Annotated in this window: 13 protein-coding genes; 10 read left to right on the top strand and 3 right to left on the bottom strand. The window is 38.2% G+C overall.

Annotation, left to right across the window (positions count from 1 at the left end):
- The first annotated feature begins 582 nt into the window (after positions 1-582).
- From EZY12_02725 to EZY12_02735, 3 genes are all read left to right on the top strand, one after another.
- The gene (locus tag EZY12_02725) at positions 583-1,779 is read left to right on the top strand and encodes an ABC exporter membrane fusion protein (GenBank protein ID QSX68633.1); all 1,197 of its coding nucleotides are present in this window, start codon (positions 583-585) and stop codon (positions 1,777-1,779) included.
- A 66-nt stretch (positions 1,780-1,845) separates the two neighbouring features.
- The gene (locus tag EZY12_02730) at positions 1,846-2,031 is read left to right on the top strand and encodes a hypothetical protein (GenBank protein QSX70865.1); all 186 of its coding nucleotides are present in this window, start codon (positions 1,846-1,848) and stop codon (positions 2,029-2,031) included.
- A 171-nt stretch (positions 2,032-2,202) separates the two neighbouring features.
- Positions 2,203-3,378, top strand: a complete 1,176-nt coding sequence (locus tag EZY12_02735) for an FtsX-like permease family protein (protein ID QSX68634.1) — start codon at positions 2,203-2,205, stop codon at positions 3,376-3,378.
- A 522-nt stretch (positions 3,379-3,900) separates the two neighbouring features.
- Here the strand turns inward: EZY12_02735 and EZY12_02740 are convergent.
- Entirely contained in the window at positions 3,901-4,437 is a 537-nt protein-coding gene (locus EZY12_02740; protein QSX68635.1) for an outer membrane beta-barrel protein, read from the bottom strand.
- A gap of 303 nt (positions 4,438-4,740) precedes the next feature.
- Here EZY12_02740 and EZY12_02745 point away from each other — a divergent pair, with 303 nt between their 5' ends.
- Positions 4,741-5,916 (top strand): ISH3 family transposase, encoded by a 1,176-nt coding sequence (locus EZY12_02745; protein ID QSX68636.1) that lies wholly within the window; start codon positions 4,741-4,743, stop codon positions 5,914-5,916.
- A 25-nt stretch (positions 5,917-5,941) separates the two neighbouring features.
- Here EZY12_02745 and EZY12_02750 read toward each other — a convergent pair whose 3' ends face one another.
- On the bottom strand, positions 5,942-6,187 hold the full coding sequence (locus EZY12_02750; protein ID QSX68637.1) for a hypothetical protein: 246 nt from the start codon (positions 6,185-6,187) through the stop codon (positions 5,942-5,944).
- Positions 6,188-6,687: 500 nt separating this feature from the next.
- On the opposite strand from EZY12_02750, the gene tilS reads away from it, so the two are divergent.
- Entirely contained in the window at positions 6,688-7,665 is a 978-nt protein-coding gene (gene tilS / locus EZY12_02755) for a tRNA lysidine(34) synthetase TilS (protein QSX68638.1), read from the top strand.
- Positions 7,666-8,205: 540 nt separating this feature from the next.
- Here the strand turns inward: tilS and EZY12_02760 are convergent.
- Positions 8,206-9,960: a hypothetical protein gene (locus tag EZY12_02760; protein ID QSX68639.1), complete on the bottom strand. Its 1,755-nt coding sequence runs from the start codon at positions 9,958-9,960 to the stop codon at positions 8,206-8,208.
- A 1,104-nt stretch (positions 9,961-11,064) separates the two neighbouring features.
- Here EZY12_02760 and EZY12_02765 point away from each other — a divergent pair.
- The 5 genes from EZY12_02765 to EZY12_02785 all read left to right on the top strand — a co-directional run bounded on the left by EZY12_02765 (position 11,065) and on the right by EZY12_02785 (position 21,947).
- Positions 11,065-12,246, top strand: a complete 1,182-nt coding sequence (locus tag EZY12_02765) for a DUF4388 domain-containing protein (protein ID QSX68640.1) — start codon at positions 11,065-11,067, stop codon at positions 12,244-12,246.
- Between the two features lie 219 nt (positions 12,247-12,465).
- Positions 12,466-12,837 (top strand): response regulator, encoded by a 372-nt coding sequence (locus EZY12_02770; protein QSX68641.1) that lies wholly within the window; start codon positions 12,466-12,468, stop codon positions 12,835-12,837.
- Positions 12,838-12,844: 7 nt separating this feature from the next.
- Complete coding sequence (locus tag EZY12_02775; protein ID QSX68642.1) at positions 12,845-13,378, top strand: purine-binding chemotaxis protein CheW; 534 nt, start codon at positions 12,845-12,847, stop codon at positions 13,376-13,378.
- 55 nt (positions 13,379-13,433) lie between these two features.
- Entirely contained in the window at positions 13,434-16,394 is a 2,961-nt protein-coding gene (locus EZY12_02780; GenBank protein QSX68643.1) for a HAMP domain-containing protein, read from the top strand.
- Positions 16,395-16,718: 324 nt separating this feature from the next.
- The gene (locus EZY12_02785) at positions 16,719-21,947 is read left to right on the top strand and encodes a response regulator (protein ID QSX68644.1); all 5,229 of its coding nucleotides are present in this window, start codon (positions 16,719-16,721) and stop codon (positions 21,945-21,947) included.
- Positions 21,948-22,413: the final 466 nt, after the last annotated feature.

Here is a 22,413-nt window from a genome sequence, read left to right on the forward strand (position 1 = left end):
TTGACAGGGTTATTGACAATAAAAAATCGAGAAATCCAAGCATAGTAAGGATTGGAGCAATTGCTCACAAAAGTGTTGAGAAAGATCCGGGTAATGAATAGCTTTATCAGGGGGGATTAAGGGGGGTAAAAAATCACGACGGATTACTTTTCAAACATCCTCTCAGCGCAGAGTCACAGGGAAAAATTAACAGAAAATTTAGGCGTTTCTGAAACCAAGTATAAATTTAGATGTAGAGACGTTCCATGGAACGTCTCTATCAGGATTTTGAGATCATTGAAAATCAATTTCATCCCTCCAATCAGCAACGCCAGAATTTAAATTAAATCATTATGTCTAAAATATACTATTTTTATGAAAACTGTTATCTGCTAACCATCTGACTTTCTATTTCAGCATATCATCTCTAAATGTTCGTTTCTGTCAAAAATTTAGAATTGATTTGTCATCTGTAACGCAATAAATTGACTAAATTATTTCCTTTAGTATAGAAACTACATTTTTAGGCTTTCCAGGCTTTTGTTTTCTACCTGATATTTTTCTTTAACTAATTTTGAAACAGCACTGAAAAGGTATGCAGTTGTGCAAAACCACAAGCTACAAGGTTCATTATCTTCTCAGTCTATTCTCCGATTAGCGATAGCTATTGCTATGCTGGCATCTTTATCTGTAGCTAGTATTAGTGTTTTTATTGTCCTCAAGTTTCGGGATATAGATAATCAGAAACTAGCAAATCCTGCGTTAACAATGCCAGAGATAAAAACAGTCACAGCCCTAGGTAGAATTGAACCAGAAGGGGAAGTGATTAAATTATCAGCGGCTATATCTGGAGAAGGGAGTCGAGTCGCAAAGATATTAGTTCAGGAGGGGGATATGATCAAAGCCGGACAGGTAATTGCTATTTTAGATAATAGCGATCGCTTGCAAGCAGAATTAACTGAAGCCAAAGCAGAAGTAAAAATAATTCAATCTAAAATTGCCCAAGTTCAAGCAGGTGCTAAACCTGGAGAAATTACGGCACAAAGAGCTATCATTGACAGATTAGCCGCAGAAAGCCAAGGTGATACTGATAGTCAAAAAGCAACTTTAGAAAAATTGCAAGCTGAATTACTCAATGCTGAATCTGAAAATAAACGTTATCAGGAATTATATAGAGAAGGAGCAATTTCTGCTTCCCAAAAAGATAGTAAAAACTTGAACGTAGAAACAGCTAAAAAAAGTCTTCAAGCAGCACAGTCACAGTTGAAAAAGCTGGAATTAAGTAGTCAACAAAAAATAAAAGAAGCTTCAGCTACATTAAATCAAATTTCTGAAGTCAGGAAAGTAGATGTAGATGCTGCAATTGCTGAATTAAATCGAGCAGACACAGTAGTTAAAAAAGCTACTATTAATCTTCAACAAGCTTATGTAAAATCGCCTCAAAATGGACAAGTATTTGAAATCTACACTCATCCAGGAGAATTAATTTCTAATAATGGTATTGCTGACATTGGTAAAACCAGTCAGATGTATGTAGTTGCTGAAGTTTACGAAAGTGATATTACTAAAATTATTCAAGGAAAACAGGTGCGGATAGTTAGTGATACTTTTACTCAAGAATTGCAGGGAAAAGTCGAACGAATCGGTTTACAAGTAAGAAAGCAAAATCTCACTAATACAGATCCTTCTAGCAATATTGATAACAGAATAGTAAAAGTCCATATCCGACTAAATAAAGTTTCTACTCAGCAAGCAGCCAAATTTACCAATATGCAAGTTAAGGCAATTATTAGTCTTTAGTTATTAGTCATTAGTCATTAGTCATTGGTCATTAGTCTTTAGTTATTAGTCATTGGTCATTGGTCATTGGTCATTAGTCATTGGTCATTGGTCATTGGTCATTGGTCATTGGTCATTGGTCATTGGTCATTGGTCATTGGTCATTGGTCATTAGTCATTGGTCATTGGTCATTAGTCATTGGTCATTGGTCATTAGTCATTGGTCATTGGTCATTAGTCATTAGTCATTGGTCATTGGTCATTGGTCATTAGTCATTGGTCATTGGTCATTGGTCATTAGTTAAAAACTCTTCTTCTTTCTTCTTCTTTCTTCTTTCTTCTTTCTTCTTTCTTCTTTGTTCTTCTTTCTTCTTTCTTCGTGTCCTTCGTGTCTTCGTGGTTCATTAACTCCTAATAACACAGCGTAGCGTAAGCCTGACTCCTATGATTCCTTTTTTTCAACAATTGCGACGACGAACTCCTGTGGGTTGGTTACAACTTACTCATGAAAAAAGCCGTTTATTAGTAGCAATCGCAGGTATTGCTTTTGCCGATGTTCTTATGTTTATGCAGTCAGGCTTTCAAACCGCTTTATATGATAGTAATACTAGATTGCATCGGAGTTTACAGGCTGATATAATTCTTATTAGTCCCCAAGCCCGTAGTTTACAAAGTATGTCTATTTTTTCCCGGAGACGACTTTATCAAGCAATGGATGTACCAGGGGTAAAATCTGCCGAAGCTATGTATTGTAACCATATTATTTGGAAGAATCCCCAAACACATTCAGAAACAGGAGTTTTAATTATTGGTATCAATCCAGATCAACCAGCTTTTGATTTGCCAGAAATTAATCAACAATTACAAAAGATTAAATTACCAAATACAGTTTTATTTGATCTTGCTACTAGAGGAGAATATCAACAAGCAATTAAGAAAATTCAACAAGGTAAAACTGTCACAACCGAAATTAATGGCAGCACAATCACTATAGGTGGTTTATTTAAACTTGGTGCTTCCTTTGCTGCTGATGGTAGTTTAATTACCAGTGCCGATAATTTCTCCCAAATATTTGCTAGACAGCCTACAAGTAGCGTGAGTATCGGTTTAGTTAAAATCAAACTAGGTTATAAAACAGAGCAAGTTATTGCCAAATTAAAAGCTTATTTAAAAGATGATGTTAGAGTTCTCACTCATGATGAATTTATTCAGTTTGAAAATAATTTTTGGAGTAATTATTCCCCCATTGGATTTATTTTTAACCTAGGGGTATCAATGGGATTCGTAGTAGGAGTAATTATTGTTTATCAAGTTCTCTCCACAGATGTTAATGCCCATTTGCGAGAATATGCCACTTTGAAAGCCATAGGATATCGTCATTACTATTTACTAACTATAGTTTTTGAAGAAGCTTTAATCTTAGCAATTTTAGGATTTTTTCCAGGAGTAGCCGTATCTTTAGGACTTTACCAGCTAACCCGAACAGCAACAAATTTACCCATGTATATGACGATAATTCGTGGTGTACAAGTCCTACTTTTAACCATAATTATGTGTGCTATTTCTGGAGCAATTGCTACTAGCAAACTCCAATCTGCTGACCCTGCGGATATGTTTTAAAAAGTATGTATAACGATTTTAATCTCGGTGATGTACAGCAATAGACAAGGTAGTTCACGACATCAATTTTTCTTGTCAAAGTACCGTAGGTATTCATAAAAATCAGCCCATAACAGGATTTTACACTATAGTAAATCGCAAAGCCTGTAGGGGCGCAGGGCCTGCGCCCTCAATAATATTCCATCAAGAGCGATAACTATAGCGGTATGCTATTAACGATTAAAAACCTTGGCGATAACTATAGCGGTATGCAATCTTTGTGAGATACAGTCAGTAAATCGCAAAGCCTGTAGGGGCGCAGGGCCTGCGCCCTCAATAATATTCCATCAAGAGCGATAACCGCTATATCCTATTACAGCGGTTTCCGCTCTTATGAGGTACATCTTAGCCCCCTCATCGCACCCCCCTCAATCCCCCCGCAACGGGGGGAAGAAAAGGATAAACTTTTGATATTGGAGGGGGTTGGGGGTGGGGTTCTTGTACCTCATAACACAAAGGAAGTGCTGTAAATGCTATTAACGATTAAAAACCTTGGCGATAACCAACGCTCAAACCATAAGAATTGGGTGGACTTACATCATTACCACTATCATTTTTGTAAGAGCTTAATCCCAAATATTTAAATTCAGCAAAAGCATTACCTTTGTTGGCAATTTCATATTGAAGACCTACTTTTCCTTGATAGGCAAAAGATGAACCAGTACCAAGGTCAGCTTCTGTTCCCTGATCTTTAATCTTGCCGCTAATGATACCAACACCTATACCAGCACCAATGTAAGGACGAAATTTAGAACCAGTCGGGATATCATAGTAGCCATTAACAAGTACAGAAGTTGTACTGACATTGCCATCTAATGGAAAGGATTGAGTATTGACAGTACCTTTATTAATACCAAAGGAACTGTAATTAAGTTCCAATTCAGTGCGATAGTTTTTCAACTGATAACCCCCAGCTATGCTCCATTGAGCGGTAGAATCCAAACCAAAGTTAACTTGATCAAATGCATCCCTGACTTTTAAATCGTTACCAGGGGAAGCAATACCAACACCTCCACTCACATACCAGTAATTACTTGCAGGCAATTTAGAATCAGTTAAATCAATAGAAGGCTCATTATTCTGAGCTACTAAATTAGACGAATTAGATTTCTTGATAGTCAGTAAACCAAAAAGTTTTTCCCAAAGAGTGATTTTTACGGAGTGCTGACGCTATTGCTACAGACGCAGCAGGCATCACTAACAAAATACGACAGATACTCATGTACTATAGAATACCAAATATATAAGAAATAGTTATCATAATTTGCACTGGATCAAAATATGAAATGATGAAAGTAGTGTGTAGCATATTGGCTGAAAAAATTGACTGTTTCATCTCTAACAAAAGCCACGCGGGGCGAGTCTACAGAAGAACTCGTTTTAACCGACTCAGAAACTCTTGATGAGGTTATTCAGTGTTTAGTAGAAAATTTTTCGATTGAAACGCAAGGAGCCTGTGACCAACAAACTTTATTCGAGATTCTGGTTAAAGCAGCCAGCACTGGAGACAGTATTGAAAACACAGCTAAATTGTTAAAAAATATTCCGACAGCTAATGATATTAGATATCATCTCAATAAAATTAACAATTTTGAGGAATTAGAAGCGCAAATAAATCAAGCATTAAAAAGTCGAATTCCTTTAGGATTAAAAAAAGGGTGTTTGAAAATAGCGATTGATTTAAATTTAATTTGTTATTATGGTCAACCAACATCGTCAGAATTACCCTACATATATCGAAGTGAAGCTAAATCTGGTACTAATTCATTTTATGCCTATGCCACTTTATATGTTATTAGTAATAATAAGCGTGTAACTCTAGCAATAAGAGGTGTTCGCCAATTAGATACTAGTGTGGCTTTAATTACTTATTTATTAGCAGAACTTGAATCCCTAAAAATAAATGTAAAAAAACTCTATTTGGATAGGGGATTTTTTAATACTCCTGTAATTAGATGGTTACAGGCATTAGATATTCCCTTTCTTATGCCTGCTATCAAGACTGGAAAAAAAGGAGGAATCAAACAATTCCTCAAGGGTAAAAAAAGTTATAAAACTACCTATACTATTACAAGAGACAAAGATGATTTTGTCACATTTGATTTATGGATCGTCTGTAAATATAGAAAGGGAAAGCATAAAAAGCATGGGGTTCAATACTTTGTTTATGTTGCTTATAAGGTCAAAACAAATTTAAATTATATCTATCAAGATTATCGAAAAAGATTTGGCATTGAAACCAGTTATCGTCTGAAAAATATTTGTCGAATTAAGACGAATAACAAAAATCCAGTCTTGAGATTACTATTCATTGGAATATCCTTTCTTCTAATTAACATCTGGGTGAATCTACTATGGCTCAAAATCAGTCGTAAAAGGAAAGGTAGTAGATTAATTTATCGCACACTTTTTACACTCAAACAGATGTTAGCCTTTTTATCTCAAGCCCTACAGAAGAAATATCAAGTCGTTGAAAGCATTTATATTCCATCCGGTTAGCGTCAAGAAATTATTAACCAGCTAATCATAAGTAATTATTATCTATACTATGTCTGCTGATTAGAGTATCGGGAATAAAAAAGTATTTTATACTACACAGTATTTGGCGATCTCCCTTCAGGAAAAAACTTTTTGGTTTACTGATAGTAGGTAATAAAGAAGAATTTGCCATTAAATCAGCGGCTTTTCTCGAAACTTCCTCAGCTTGAGCAGAGGTAGTGAATAAAGTAGCTAAGATAGCAACTACAAAAAAGCACAAATTTTTATTCATGATGTAGATAAACCTTAATTTTCAACCTGAAAAACGAAATTATTCTGAGTTAGAGACGTTGTCAAATTGACCTTAGCTGCGATACCAGCAAGGCCTTTCCTGAATCTGATTAGCTTTGGTTATAAAAGCATTTCTTCCCCCCAGTTACATCACAAAATTTGATTTTAGTGACACAACTTACAATTACAAATGTGACACAACTACTTACAGGTGTCAACCCCAGGAGAGAGTTATTCCCTATCTGACCAATTTATAGACAAAACTAGACATATATCAACAGATAGATACAAGATTTTAGGTGTAAACAAGAGTAAACTTGCTCAAAAATTAGTTATATCCATAAAAACAGCCTAATATTGGGATATTTACTAGAAAATAACCGCAAAAATCATCTTATTTATAGATGATTTTGTGATAAAATTACAGAAAGAGGTAATGAGCCTCCTGTTTTTTGTTAAAGTGTTCAACAATAAATTTATAAATATCCCCGTTAACGAAAAATGAGCTTATGGACTCCCCTCCACGCCCAAATACATCGGACGATTCGCGCTCGTCATCTATTTGAGCATAACCAAAAGCTATTAGTCGCGGTTTCTGGTGGACAGGATTCTTTATGCTTAATTAGATTATTATTAGATTTACAACCTAAATGGGGATGGGATATAGCCGTAGCCCATTGTGATCATTGTTGGCGTGAAGATTCCCAAGCTAATGCTCACCACGTCGAAAATTTAGCTAAAACTTGGAATACACCTTTTTATTTAGAAACCGCTAACCAACCCGTCAACAGCGAAGCCACAGCTAGAAATTGGCGATATCAAGCATTAACAAAAATTGCTCAACTTAATAACTATCAATATATTATTACCGGACACACCGCAAGCGATCGCGCCGAAACTTTACTATACAATTTAATGCGTGGTACTGGTGCAGATGGTTTACAGGCATTAACTTGGCAACGGCCACTAACGGAGAATATTATCCTAGTCCGTCCATTATTAGAAATTACCCGTTCCCAAACAGAACAGTTTTGCCAAAAATTTAATTTACCAATTTGGGAAGATTCCACCAATCAAAACTTACAATATCCACGCAACCGCATTCGTCAAGAATTAATTCCATATTTAAAAGAAAATTTTAATCCCCAAGTAGAAGCCAACTTAGCGCAAACAGCAGAACTTCTTCAAGCAGAGGTAGAATTTTTAGAACAAACAGCCCTTCAGTGGCGGCTAGAAGCCTCAAGCAAGGGTGATAAAGATAATTTACAAATTGATAGGCGAATCTTACAAAAAGCACCATTAGCATTGCAACGTCGTGTCATGCGTCAAATCCTCCAAGAAATACTTCCCGACTCTCCCAACTTTGAACACATTGAAAAATTAACAGCCTTAATTACAGCCCCCAATCGTTCCCAAACAGATCCTTTTCCTGGAGGTTTGACAGCAACAGTACAAGATGATTGGATTGTTTTCAATTAATCAATAAAGAAAGATTTTGAGCTTTCCTTCTAACAGGTTGTTTGATAGCTTGCGTGGCGTAGCTATAAAGTTTTGGAGGTGATTTTAGGCACTTACTGATTCCCCCTAACCCTTAAAAAGGCTACGGTGTATACACAAGTCCTACCTGTCTTCGTTTCGGCCTATTTCGCCCCCTAAATCCCCCAATTCTGGGGGACTTTAAAAATTCTTGTTCCCCCAATTTTGGGGGTTAGGGGGCGATTCAATCACTTGTGTGTACACCGTAGCTTAAAAAGGGGGGAACTAGTAGTCTGTCAAATAAATTTTGACGGATAAGAAACGAACCACGAAGGACACGAAGGAAGAAGGAAGAAGGAAGAAGGAAGAAGGAAGAAGGAAGAAGGAAGAAGGAAGAAGGAAGAAGGAAGAAGCAAAATGGCAACGAATGAACCCGTCAATTAGTTCTTGACAGACTACTAGAGTCAAAGTCCCCCTTTTTAAGGGGGATTTAGGGGGATCTTAAAATATTTGATACACCATAAGAGACTTTTAAAACATCCTCTAAGATGCTAATGCCTCTGGCAGATTCATAAAACTCTCAATAACCTGACGCAGATCAGTAACAATTTGCCGATGAGAATCACCAATTGCTTGAATTTGAGTTAAAGATTCAGCAATTTTTTGTAATTGATACCGTAACCCATCAAGAGCATCCTGAATAGGTTGCAGAGCTTCTTGATAAAGATTGACTCTACCCCAACATTCAGCAGTTGCTGTTCGTAAATTCAGTAATTGCTCCTCCAGGGATCTTACTTCCTGACGCTTGGCTTCTACCTCCTGGGTTTGATGATCAATTGTTCCTTGATCTGTTTCAATAGTAGTGATCATCTGAGCTATATCACTCTCTAGCTTTTCGATTTGGGCAGATTTTTGCTGTTTTTGGGCTTCAAGTTGTAAAACCATTGCTTCTAAATCACTAGATTCACCCTTGATATCTACTGAAATCCCTTGTCTTTGCCACAATACAACTTGGTTCTGTTGGAGAGTTTTTTGCTGTCCAATCAAATTGCGTCTTTGTCCAACTAAGCTTTCGTTCAGCATCTGGTAAAGATCCTGTTCATCAGCTAGTTCTAATTCTAAATTTTCCCGTTCTTTCTCAGCGGAATGGATAATTTTTTGTTGAAGTTCTTCTATAAGTTCTTGCTTGTATTTAAGTTCCTGCTCTTGTTCTTGCACAAAGTCAGAGTCCCTATCTAACTTCTCTTGCCAATTTTGTACCATTTTCTCCAATTCTTTCAGAGGCATTTGCTGCAAAGCTGCCACATCAATTTCTGGTTTAGGAACTTCAGTATCAGTTTTAGTCGCCAAAATATGCAGCTTTTCGGAAAATTCCTCCTCAGTTTCTAGATGCTGTTTCACTATGGCAGTCAATTCCTGTTTACTACTAACTGTTGTTATTTTTAATTGCACCTGGGTAATTTGTTGAGCTAAAGAATCCTGTTCCTGCTGCAATTCATTTTGGCGACCAAACAAAGTTTGCACCAGTTCATCTCCCTCCTTTTGCTGTTGATTAGCCCAGTGACGTTGGATCTCCAATTTTCGCCAGTGTAGGTTTAAAGCATCCTGTTGCTTCTCGGCAAATTCAAAAGCGTAATTAAGACTTTCCTTAACCATGTCAATGGGAGCAGTTTGACTAGATAAGCGATTAAGTAAATCACTTAATGCCTGATTACGTCCTTCATCTATAGATTGAGAATGTTGAACGTTTAACCTGATCTCTTCTAAACAGCGCTGCTCAACCCGCAAATGTTCCCAGGCACTTTCTAGCTCCTGGCGATTACGTTCAACCTCTAACCGTAAACGGTCAATTTCCGTGCGAGAGGTATTAACTAATTGCTGTTGTGTATCTATCCGTCTAGAGTCATGTTCCAGTTTTTGTACTTCGTCCCAACGGGATTCCATTTCCATTTCCCGGCGATTCAGTTCCTCAATTTGTAGCTTCAGCGACTGTTTCCACTGGTCAATTTCCTCTTCCTTGAGTTTAAACTTTTCCACCTGTCGGGAAAAATTCTGCAAAATATTCACCAATGGACGACCTGCATCTTGAATCCGCTGCACTTGACGATTCGGACTCAATTCCACCAGTACCAATGCGCCATCATTTAATTTACCTGCGTCATCAGCAGCAATCATCTCGTCCGGGACTGGACTCCAATTTTGATCATTACGTTGACAAGCAATCAATTTTAGTTCGCTTTTGCCACCGCCACTAAGTAAGCCACCCTTCTGTTTTTGAACTTCTGCTAAATACAGCACACCGTCAATCCTTTTGATGTACTTTGTGTCCGTGTTCTAGGATATACTTTAGATGATTCTGTTAACTTGGTTTTGTTTAACATTAGTCTAGTACCGCTTTCTCGGAATTTAGAATTTAGAATGAATACAGCATAAGCTTTTCAGAGATTCGGAATGGTTCATTAACTTACGCCATCCGGTACTAGTAACAAAAGTAAGATAAAGCTATTTTCTTAGACATGACATATATTGATATTTGCTGATACTTAATTAAAATCATAAGAATACCCGGTAAGTGGGAAACTCAGCGGCTTGGCTCCCTGAGAGGGAAACGACACGGGCGGTAATAAAGGCTTTGAATCTTTTTTCATTACCGCCTTGGAGTTGGGGAATTCGGGGTACTCTTGTGATGTACTTTCAACGGGACAATTACCGATTCAAATTTCCCAACTCTGTACGCGTAATGTGTTGCTCCGAAGAGCCTCCCATTTCTGGGGTAATGTTAGCTTCGTCAATGTTTTAAGAGCTTGTTAGGCTTGCAACACTGTTTCAGTGACTTTGAAACTGTTTAATCACAAACGACAGAGCAGGGAACTAGCTACGCATTCCAAGGTGTCGTGACTCAAAAAACGTAGTCAGTGAAGACTTAGACTGGTCAGTACAGCTTGCAATTTCTTGCAAGCCCAGTCCCTTTAGGGCTGGGTTACTGACTTTTACTAAATCTCCTAATTATATATTCTCAACCAATAGTTTCAGGATGGCTTCCGTGCAATCACTGTCTTTACCTTTATGATACTGCACAATTAACCGAGTCTCTGAGTTAGGAGTAAAAATTTTTGCCTGTCTGGCTTTCAACTTAATTTTTATACCTCATGCCAGTGGATATCGCTATATTACAATATTGACCCCTAGGAAACATCATGAGAATATAGAAGTCAAAATCAAGGTAGGTGTAAAAAGTAACCTGTAAAAAAGCTGATCAAGAAATTTCCGAATTTCATAAATTTTATTTAGACTGAGTGTAACCTATAGAAATAAAAATAGTGCTGTTGTGAACTGTGAGACAATCAAGTCAAAATTCATCAGGTAATAACACTGGAACATTAAGGAGCGCTTTGTAGCTAAATGCAGGGAAATTTAAATGAGATTGATATTTGCAGCATCCTACAACTAATTGAGTTAGGACAGCGGACTGGACAGTTATGGGTGGAAGCCCATACAACACATCAAAGTCACAAACTCAGTGGAGAAGAAACTTTCAAAAATCGGCAAAAAGCGGAAAATAGACCACAATCATGGTTTGTATTTTTTCTCAATGGTCAAATTGTCTATTGCCAAACAGGTGACAGTAGTTTATCGCGGCTTGATGATTATTTACGTCATTACCGAGTTGAACAGCGACTTGAATCCAAACAACTGGCATCCCTAACAGTCACTAATTCTCCAGAGTATGCTTATATTTGGGCGCTTTTAGAGCAGAATATTATTACTCCGAAAATTGCTCGGACAATAATTTATGGTTTAGTACAAGAGACTTTATTTGATCTGTTGAGCTTACACCAAGGCAGTTTCATTTTTAATTTAGGGACAGCGCTAGTACCACAATTAACCACCTTTGAAATTGCTCCGCTAGTTGCCAAAATTACGAAACAAGTGCAAGAATGGAAACAATTATACCCACATATTCAATCTACAGAACAATTACCTATTTTAGCCGACAAGGCTAAATTAAGTGCCTCGCTATCAGAAGATACAGTCAAAAAATTACATAAATGGGCTGATGGAAAAACTTCTTTACGCCAACTAGCTCGCTATCTCAACCGTGATATTTTAACATTAGCAAAAACTATATATCCTTACGTACAGGAAGGTTGGTTGCAATTAGTGTATTCGGATACGAATAAATTCGGCAAAGAAAAACAAAATCTGGAAACAAAAAAATATAAAGGGCGAATAGTATGTATTGAAGATACATTAGTGATCTGTGAGACAATAGAATCCATCTTAAAATTACAAGGTTATGAAGCGATTTCCATTACTAATCCCTTGCAAGCCCTTAGTCTCGTCTTTCAACTTCAGCCAGATTTAATTCTCTGCGACATTACGATGCCGGAATTAGATGGTTACGATATTTGTGCTATGTTGCGGCATTCCACAGTATTTCGGGTTGTACCAATTATTATGCTGACTGGTAAAGACGGATTTATTGATCGCGTTCGTGCCAGGATGGTAGGAGCAACTGATTATCTGACGAAACCCTTTACAGATCAAGAATTGCTAATGCTAGTAGAGCAACATCTTAATTGAGATTATTCTACAGGTATACAAATAGGATATAAGAATTGTTAATTGGGTGCAAGATGGGGTAAAAGATGTTATCACAAGAATAAAATTAGTTGTCTAACTAACTTCCATATACCGTAAAGTAGGGAAACAATAGACTTAATTTATACAGTTAATCTTTGTTATCAGAGCATAATTATTTTTCTGACCGGAAAATCTAAATTAGGAGGTAAATGGACATTTATGAGCACAATTCTAATCGTTGAAGACAGTCTTGCCCAAAGGGAGATGATTACAGACCTTCTGAAAGCTAGTGGCTTAAAAGTTACCCATGCAAGCGATGGAGCAGAAGCTTTAGAGGCGATTCAAAAGGCACCTCCAGATTTGGTGGTTTTGGATATTGTCATGCCCCGCATGAATGGCTATGAACTCTGCCGTCGGTTAAAATCTGATCCTAAAACCCAAAATGTTCCTGTAGTGATGTGTTCTTCTAAAGGTGAAGAATTTGATCGCTATTGGGGGATGAAGCAAGGAGCCGATGCCTATATAGCTAAACCCTTTCAACCAACTGAGTTGGTAGGAACAGTTAAACAACTACTGCGAGGACAAGGATGAAAATAATATGGGGAGCATTCCAGATTTTTTAAGTGGTACTGGGCAAGATCAATTCCGTCCCGAATTACAACTAGAGAGTCCTGAAGGTGAGTTGCATTTGCGGTTTTATCTGCCCTCACGTCAGGAGTTTGCATTACAAGCCACTGGAATTCGGGAAGTAATTGAACTTAGTCCTAATCGGATTACACCAATTCCTAATACATCTCCCTTGCTTTTAGGTACACTAAATTTACGGGGACGCTTGATTTGGGTGGCTGATTTGGGTCAATTTCTCGGTGAAACAACCCCATTAAACACGGATTGCTCAGAAATACCCGTAATTGCTATTGAAGATCAAGATACAATAGTGGGCTTAGGAGTAGAAGAAATTTGTGGGATGGACTGGCTTGATGTACAGTATCTAAGGCCACAAAATAACGTACCAGATGCTATGTCCCCATTTTTGCGTGGAGAGTGGTTATTTGATACAGAAAAAGAAAAAAAATATTTACGATTACTAGATCAAATAGCAATTTTACGAAGTGCGCGGTGGGCAGGGTGAACTTAGTCATTAGCAATGAAAGAAATACAGGCGAAATTAACTTGGGAGGGAGGAAATGGAAACACGTATAGATGATAGCGAAGTGCTTCGCAAGAATCAAGAGCTAACTTATGATCAGGCAAGAATAGCTTATGAACAGCAAGACTATGAATTAGCTGCGGTTGTAATTAATCAGTTGATGCAAAATTCACCAGATGACCCTAATGCACACTTATTGAAGGGACACATCTATTATATGCTACAACAATATGATGTAGCAAAGGATGGATACAAAAGCGTATTGCATCTAACAGACGATCAAGAAATTATTAATCTTGTTCATCATTGTCTTGCAACTATACAACAGTATACACAGCCTTTTGGTGATTATGAACCTCCATCTAATAGTTTGGTAACAACTGAAGAATCTTTGGATGTAGGGATGATAGCGAAGCACTCCGCAGAAATCGGGAATTTGAATGGCAGTATCAACTCCTGTGAAGAATACGAACCAGTCCTAGATCCTCTAGAACATAATCCGTTTGCAGATCATCCAGATGGTACGGAATTTGACAGCAATTCATGGGATGGTGCGATGACTGATGATCCCTTTGGTCTATCTACTGAATATCTCTCAGCTGATCCGATATCAGATCAATTAGAGTTACCACCTTTTTGGCAAGAAGAAATTTCTGTCGGTGATAATTATGCTGATAGTAATAACAATTTAGGTAATGGAAGTTCAGTAATAAGTGATGATGCCCAAAGCTATTCACCTTTTGCAGAAACAAAATTATCGGTTGATGATGACCCTGAAAATCAACCTAAGCTATTTCTAGTAGGGGAAGATATAGACGACTTGATGGATGAGCATTTTGCAGACTTAAACACCAGTCTAAAAGATCCATATTTAGAGATTGATGAACAGGCAGTCAACAATAATATCAGAAATAATTGGCAAGATAGCCGAGAAAATGATTTGTCTAGGAGTGGACAAGATAGTTTAGTGAATGAGATTTCTGGGGAAATAGCACCTGTGTCAGGGGGCCAACTGAATCAGCATCAACCAGTATCAGGATCATTTACCAATAATTCTTCGTCACCACAACGGGAGCTTAATTCTAACTCTTCATCAGCAAAAAGTAATTTTGATGATGATAGTTTTGATTTGGATGCGTTTGAATCTGCTTTTGGGGCAGAAAATGAAGCAGATTTTGGTACTGAAACTTTTGTTTCCATTAAAAATACCAGTAATATTTCCAGCGGAGACAGTAATAAGAATAATATAGAGTTTTTAAACGACTTTGATGAATTCGATGATCTCGGTGATATACCAGGATTTGAACTCACTGAAGATGGCAGTTTTGATGATGGAGGAATGCTATCAGAATCTTTAGATAGTCGAGGAAGTTCTCTAAATCAATTTGTTGATGACTCCTTCGATGATTCCTCCGCAGCACTTCGCTATCAAAAAGGTGATTCATATCAAGATATTAGCCGTCGTGACGAAGAACTATTCACAATTACAGGCACTCAAGAATCAGTTCCTGTCTTTACTCAATTAGACGTTGCTAAGACAGAACCAATTGTAGCCTTAGAACAAGGAATATTGGCACCATTTGAAAATGCCCCCTTAGACCAGAAACAATGGTGGATAGCTGGAACTGTAGGTTTGGTATCAGTGGTAGGTGTAGCTCTTGTTAGTGCATTGGCAATTGCAATTTCACCAGCCCAACAACGGGAATCAGTGAGAAATACAGGGTTGTTAATGGCCTTAGTTGCCGGAGCTACAGGTGCAACCACTGCTGGGTTTATGGGTAATCTCACTCTCAAACAAATTCGTCGTACCACTAAGGATCTCCAAAGTCAGTTTGATTCTGTTCGTCAAGGCAATTTGAATGTGGAAGCGACAGTCTATTCACAAGATGAATTAGGCTACTTAGCCACTGGCTTTAATGATATGGCTAGGGTAGTTTTCACAACTACCAATGAAGCCCAACGGAAAGCCATTGAGATGGAAGAAGCTAAAGAAAATCTGCAACGTCAGGTAATTCGCCTTCTTGATGACGTAGAAGGAGCAGCTAGAGGAGATTTGACAGTTCAAGCGGAAGTTACAGCGGACGTACTTGGAGCGGTAGCTGATGCCTTTAACCTGACAATTCAAAATCTCCGAGATATTGTCCAACAGGTAAAAGTCGCAGCCCGGGACGTAACCAAAGGTTCAACTAATTCAGAAACCTTTGCGAGAGCCTTGTCTGGGGATGCTTTACGACAAGCCGAAGAGTTAGCTGTCACCTTGAATTCTGTCCAGGTAATGACTGATTCCATCCAACGGGTAGCAGAAGCAGCCAAGGAAGCGGAAACTGTAGCCCGTGAGGCTAGTAAAATTGCTCAAAAAGGAGGAGAAGCGGTAGAAAATACGGTAGCGGGGATTTTAGAAATTCGAGAAACAGTGGCGGAAACTACCCGAAAAGTGAAACGATTGGCAGAATCTTCCCAAGAAATTAACTCTATCGTTGCCATAGTTTCGCAAATTGCCTCCCGTACCAATTTATTAGCTCTTAATGCCAGTATTGAAGCGGCAAGAGCAGGAGAAGCAGGTCGAGGATTCGCTATTGTGGCTGATGAAGTGCGACAGTTGGCAGATCGATCTGCTAAGTCCTTGAAAGAAATTGAGCAAATCGTGATGCAAATTCAAAGCGAAACTAGCTCAGTGATGACAGCAATGGAAGAAGGTACACAACAGGTAATTCATCAAACTAAATTAGCTGAAGAAGCCAAGCGATCGCTAGATAATATTATCCAAGTAGCAGATCACATTGATATTTTGGTACGATCAATCACTAGTGATACCGTAGAACAAACGGAAACTTCTCGCGCTGTCGCACAAGTAATGCAATCTGTGGAACTAACAGCACAAGAAACCTCTCAAGAAGCACAGCGGGTTTCTGGAGCCTTGCAACATTTAGTGGGAGTATCCCGCGACTTGATTGCCTCCGTGGAACGTTTCCGAGTGGAAACTATCGAATCAAGGTAAAAGGCAATAGTAAAAAGGCAACAGTAAAAATTAATGTATACTTCTGTGCGTATTACATCACAGCGGCAATAAACTAACTAGGGCTTGCATAAAAGGAAGCAAAAGGGTTGATAGATAAATGTTTGCAGGGTTTTATAACCAAACAAGTGCAAGATTATTGACAATAGATGTTTAAGACCCTTGCATTTTCACTCTTCTATAACCGCGTAAATTTGAGGACTAATTGTCCAACCTTCTCTTCCTGCTGACTCCTGACTCCTAGCCCATGGCTTACGCCACGCTGCGCTTTCACGAAAAGACTTATTCAGCAAACCCTAACTAACTATGCAGCCGGAACAACAACAACGGATTTTAGGTTACTTTCTCGAAGAAGCTAGAGAACACCTGAACACCATCGAACAGGGCTTACTGAATCTCCAAAGTACCCTGAACGATTCAGAAATGATTAATGAAGTCTTCCGTGCAGCCCACTCTATCAAAGGTGGTGCGGCTATGTTGGGTTTGAGTAGTATTCAACACACATCCCACCAACTTGAGGATTGCTTCAAAATTCTGAAAGAACATCCTATTCAAGTAGACCAAAGGTTAGAATCTTTACTTCTGGATATATGTGATACCTTAAAAGCTCTAATAGACAATCTTGGCAATCCCTTTGGGTTATCAGAGGAAAAAGCTCAAGCTTTGATGTCTAAAACTGAACCAGTCATGCAATGGCTGAATGAGCATATAGAAATACTGTTAAAGCAGGGAAATGGTGGAGCAAAAAGCTTCAATAACTCACCTGTGACCCGTTTACAACTAGATGTAGCTGTTCCCACACAGGTACAGAAGTTACCTATAACAACTAAACAAAATCAGGATTGGACAGAGTTTCAAACTCAAGTGTTACAAATCCTTCGGGAAATGTTGCAACAGTTTAAACAAACTAACTTAGGGAATTCTCGCGAAAATTTGCAAGAATGCTGTTACCAATTAGCAAAAATTGGCAGAGACTTAAATTTATCAAATTGGTGCGGTTTGTGTGAATCGGCAGCCCTGGCTATATCCAATCCTAATAATAGTTATCTGACTTTAGCCAAAATTATTATTACTGAGATTAAACAGGCTCAAGAATTAGTTCTCCAAAATAGAGATGCGGAAATTGCTATTAGTCAACAATTAGAAACTCTGTTCCCGCTCCTACAACGGTCGTTATTGGAATTCGAGGAAACAGCAACTGGGGAAACTTTATTTACAGACTCAACAGAACTAAATTTAGAATCAGTAGCATCAGTAAATATCACTAACACAATTGAATTTACTGATCAACCTTTGTTTAATCATCATCAATCAATCTTCACTCACAATTCTTCAGAGATCGGACTTTCTGAGTTAAACACTCTTGCTGATTTATTTGAAGGTGATACACCTGATTTAGATGATACTTGGCAACAAGAAGAAATACTAGAAGTAGGAGCGAACGGCCGTTCGCCCCTACCAATTACCAATAGTGAAGTTGAAAATAATAATCATGATTTAGCTGATTTACTCTTCTTTGAAGATGACGATAACCAGGCAATAACTGCAAATCATCAAGAGGATTTAACTCTCTTCTTTGATGAAAGTTTCTTAGAAACGGAGAATATATCTTTATCAAATCTGCAACAGTCAACAGTTAATTTTCAACCTATAGAATCTAGTAATCTGTTGTCAAATAATACAGATTCACAATTTCCATCAGATGATGTATTGCTAGAATTAATCTCGATTTCCAGAGAATCTCGTCAGCCTAATCCTGAAGATGGGGCAACTAGCAATAATAAGTTGAAAGAGTTATTAACATTCACCGCAGATGATGAATTATTGTTTACGGCTGAAACAACTGAATCAGAAAATCTGGCTATCTTAGAACCAGCGACAGAATCGGAAATCAGTTTTGATAATTCTTTCTTGTTAGAAGATCAATATGCTGGAGATACTGAACCAGCAAATCTGGCTATCTCAGAAACAGCGACAGAATCGGAAATCAGTTTTGATTCCTTCTTGTTAGAAGATCAAGATGCTGGAGATGCTGAACCAGAAAATCTGGCTATCTTAGAAACAGCGACAGAATCGGAAATCAGTTTTGATAATTCTTTCTTGTTAGAAGATCAATATGCTGGAGATACTGAACCAGAAAATCTGGCTATCTCAGAAACAGCGACAAAATCGGAAATCAGTTTTGATTCCTTCTTATCGGCAGCCGAAAATGCTAAGGATAAGGTAAATAAAGATGCCAATTCGACCGCAGAAATTATTCCCACAACCATAAAAATATCAAAAACAAAACCACCAGCACCAGAAAGTTTATCATTAAATAATATATTTGCAGAACTGGAAAAAAATACTCCACTGTCAATAAGTGAAATTGATGATTTATTTAGTACACCAGAAATAACAACTAATCTTGCTAATTCAGTAGATAATCTAGATAACTTCTGGGATGATCTAAACACAACTAACTCAGAAAGCACTGCTTCAGGTAATCAAGATGTAGCTAAAGAATTAGAGGAAAGTCTATTTAGTGCGTCAGTTGAAAATGTGGCAAAAAATCAACAATCAACTAGAAGTAATAGTTTAAACAAAAAAGAGTTTGATCTAATTTTTCAAGAGCAAGAACAATCTTTCGATCTATTTTTTACATCAGATACCGATAGCGGGGCGCAAGCCACAGATAATCTATTTGATGATGTTATTGCCACAAACTCTAGTTTTAGCAATGTTCCCATAGTTGAATCTAGGGAATTATTTTTGCCAGAAATTAATAATTTTTCCCAATCTCCAGAAGAACTTAATTCAATACCAGAATTTACTTATCAATCTCCAGAAAAAACGGCAAATATCCCACTAGTTGAGATTCTTGAAGATAGCAATGATGACAATTTAATCTTGTTGGCAGCAGAAATAACAAGTTCTTCAAGTGATGTTTCTGAAGACTTGATTACAAACACTGATAGGAATGATTTAGCAATATTTGCTGAAGCAGAATCTAACTTAGATTTTACTGTACACTTTGCTGAGTTTAACTTAGAACTAGAATCAGATTCGACAACAGAACTAGCCGCAGATGTTTTTGTAGTGGGTGAAACTTCTACAGAATTAGAGTGGGAAAATCTGGTAGAGGAATCTTCACTGGATGAGTTTGCAGGAATAGAAGCACTTTTAAATGAACCTACCAAAGAAAATCTGGTAGAGGAATCTTCACTGGATGAGTTTGCAGGAATAGAGGCACTTTTAAATGAACCTGCCAAAGAAAATCTGGTAGAGGAATCTTCACTGGATGAGTTTGCAGGAATAGAAGCATTTTTAGCCGCAGCATCAGGAGAAATTACTAATCAGGAATCTATTGAAGATGAAGATTTTGCAGCATTAGAAGCGTTGCTGGGTGAGAATGAAGACAACAAATTAGAGATAATTTCACCGCCACCGGCAATTATTCAACCTGCGGTAATTAAATCTCAAAATAGTTTTTCAGACTTGGGACTAGAAGATGAATTTAGTGAATTAGAGGATTTGTTAGAACAGGCTGATAAAACAATATCTAGCTCTTCAGCAACATCACAGAAAACTTCTAACAGTAAAATCCCCCGTCCCATGACTCGACGGACGATAAAAGAAGAAAGTATGAAGATTCCAGTTAAACAACTGGATGATATGAGTAACTTAGTTGGGGAGTTGGTGGTAAATCGTAATACATTAGAGCAGGATCATGAACGTCTGCGACAGTCACTAGATAGCCTCTTGGTTCAGGTACAACACCTCTCAGATGTGGGAGTAAGGATGCAGCAATATTACGAGCGATCGCTCTTGGAAGCCTCTCTCCTATCCAGTCGCCGCTCTAGAGAATCTGATAACTCATCTGGTCATTCCCATAATCGTGGGTTTAGCGAAATCGAAATGGATCGGTTTACGCCTTTTCATAGCCTGGCGCAAGAAATGATTGAGTTCATCGTGCGAGTCCGGGAGTCAGCCAGTGATATTGACTTTGTTACCGAAGAAACAGAACAGGTAGCGCGACAGTTACGCCAAGCAACTAGTCAGCTACAAGAAGGATTGACAAAAGCCCGAATGGTGCCATTTAACCAAGCGATTGATCGTTTGCGGCGAGGAGTGCGGGATAATGCCATTAGATATGGCAAACAAGTAGAGTTAGTCACAGAAGGTGTTGATACCTTAGTTGACAAAATGATTTTAGACCATCTTACAGATCCTTTGACTCACATGGTCAATAATGCGATCGCCCACGGAATCGAAACTCCAGAAGTGCGTCAAGCAGGGGGTAAATCACCTGTAGGTATTATTAGCATTCGCGCCTTACAACAAGGAAACCAAACGATTATTTCCGTCAGTGACGACGGCGCAGGTATTGATCATCAAAAAGTTAAAAATAAGGCAGTTAAAAAAGGTATCCTCACCCCCGAACAGGCAAAAACCATATCTCGGATTGAAACCTATGAACTTTTATTCCTCCCTAACTTCAGCACCGCTGATGAAGTAGACGATATCAAAGGTAGAGGTGTGGGCATGAACGTTGTCCACAACGATATTAGCGAAATTCGCGGTACAGTTGGTACTGACTCCAAACTAGGTCAAGGAACTACCTTTACTATCCGTCTGCCACTAACTCTGAGTATTTGTAAAGCCCTATTCTGCATCTGTGATAGAACCAGAATCGCTTTTCCAATGGATGGTGTAGAGGATACCCTAAATATCTCCGCCAAAAACATTCAGCAAGATGCTGATGGAGAATCATTTATTGTCTGGAGAGAGACTATCCTTCCCTTCAAACCGTTAAAAGAAATATTAGTTTTTAATCGTCAGCTTAGTCGTGGAAACGTCTATGGTACTAAGACAGAGGATGACATGATTTCTGTAATCATTGTTCGCTCAGGTAATACAATGATTGCCTTACAAATTGATCAAGTCCTGAGTGAACAAGAAATTGTAATTAAGCAATTTGAGGGGCCAGCACCTAAACCTAGTGGTGTAGCTGGTGCTACAGTTCTTGGTGACGGCATGATTATGCCCATTGCTGACGTGCTAGAAATCATTGATATCTTTCAAGGTAAGATGTCTAAACATATTGGTGGCAATTGGCAGCACCCAGGATTACCATCAATTAAGGTTGTTCCCGCTGAAAAAATAGAAACAACAGTATTAATTGTTGATGACTCAATCACAGTTAGAGAACTTCTATCTCTTACCTTTACCAAAGCTGGTTATCGTGTAGAACAAGCCCGCGATGGCCAAGAAGCTTGGGATAAACTTCGTTCTGGTTTACCTTGCGATATCGTTTTCTGTGATATTGAAATGCCCCGTTGTGATGGACTAGAATTTCTCTCACGGATTCAGAAAGATGGTTCTTTCGGCCATTTACCTATTGCGATGCTCACCTCTCGTGGTGCTGACAAACATAGACAAATGGCATTACAACTGGGAGCTAGTGGCTACTTTACGAAACCTTATTTAGAAGAAGCGCTTTTAGAAGCAGCTTCTCGAATGCTCAAAGGAGAAAATCTTGTAGCTACTACTTAACTCTAGGAACGCAAATTTAATAACCTGCAATTCCGACTTAACCTGAAATGGTGCGTTACGCTGTCGCTAACACACCCTACTTTTGCACTTTATTTAATTCATATTCCTTAATTTGTCAGCCGTAGGGGTTTACGGTGTAAACCCCTTAACTCGTTTCCCATACAAAGTAGCTTATGCCTACGAGCAATCAACTAATTGGCATTTACAAAAATCTAAAATTGCTTAGGAACGCAAATTTAATAACCTGCAATTCTGACTTAACCTGAAATGGTGCGTTACGCTGTCGCTAACACACCCTACTTTTGCACTTTATTTAATTCATATTCCTTAATTTGTCAGTCGTAGGGGTTTACGGTGTAAACCCCTTAACTCGTAAACCCCTTAACTCGTAAACCCCTTAACTCGTAAACCCCTTAACTCGTAAACCCCTTAACTTGTAAACCCCTTAACTCGTAAACCCCTTAAC

This window comes from Dolichospermum sp. DET69, from assembly GCA_017355425.1.
Lineage (GTDB): Bacteria > Cyanobacteriota > Cyanobacteriia > Cyanobacteriales > Nostocaceae > Dolichospermum.

Coding starts and splice junctions, on each gene's coding strand:
- EZY12_02770 (QSX68641.1), top strand. CDS start 12,466: ATGAGCACAATTCTAATCGTTGAAGACAGTCTTGCCCAAAGGGAGATG.
- EZY12_02785 (QSX68644.1), top strand. CDS start 16,719: ATGCAGCCGGAACAACAACAACGGATTTTAGGTTACTTTCTCGAAGAA.
- EZY12_02775 (QSX68642.1), top strand. CDS start 12,845: ATGGGGAGCATTCCAGATTTTTTAAGTGGTACTGGGCAAGATCAATTC.
- EZY12_02750 (QSX68637.1), bottom strand. CDS start 6,187: ATGAATAAAAATTTGTGCTTTTTTGTAGTTGCTATCTTAGCTACTTTA.
- EZY12_02765 (QSX68640.1), top strand. CDS start 11,065: ATGCAGGGAAATTTAAATGAGATTGATATTTGCAGCATCCTACAACTA.
- tilS (QSX68638.1), top strand. CDS start 6,688: ATGAGCTTATGGACTCCCCTCCACGCCCAAATACATCGGACGATTCGC.
- EZY12_02735 (QSX68634.1), top strand. CDS start 2,203: ATGATTCCTTTTTTTCAACAATTGCGACGACGAACTCCTGTGGGTTGG.
- EZY12_02780 (QSX68643.1), top strand. CDS start 13,434: ATGGAAACACGTATAGATGATAGCGAAGTGCTTCGCAAGAATCAAGAG.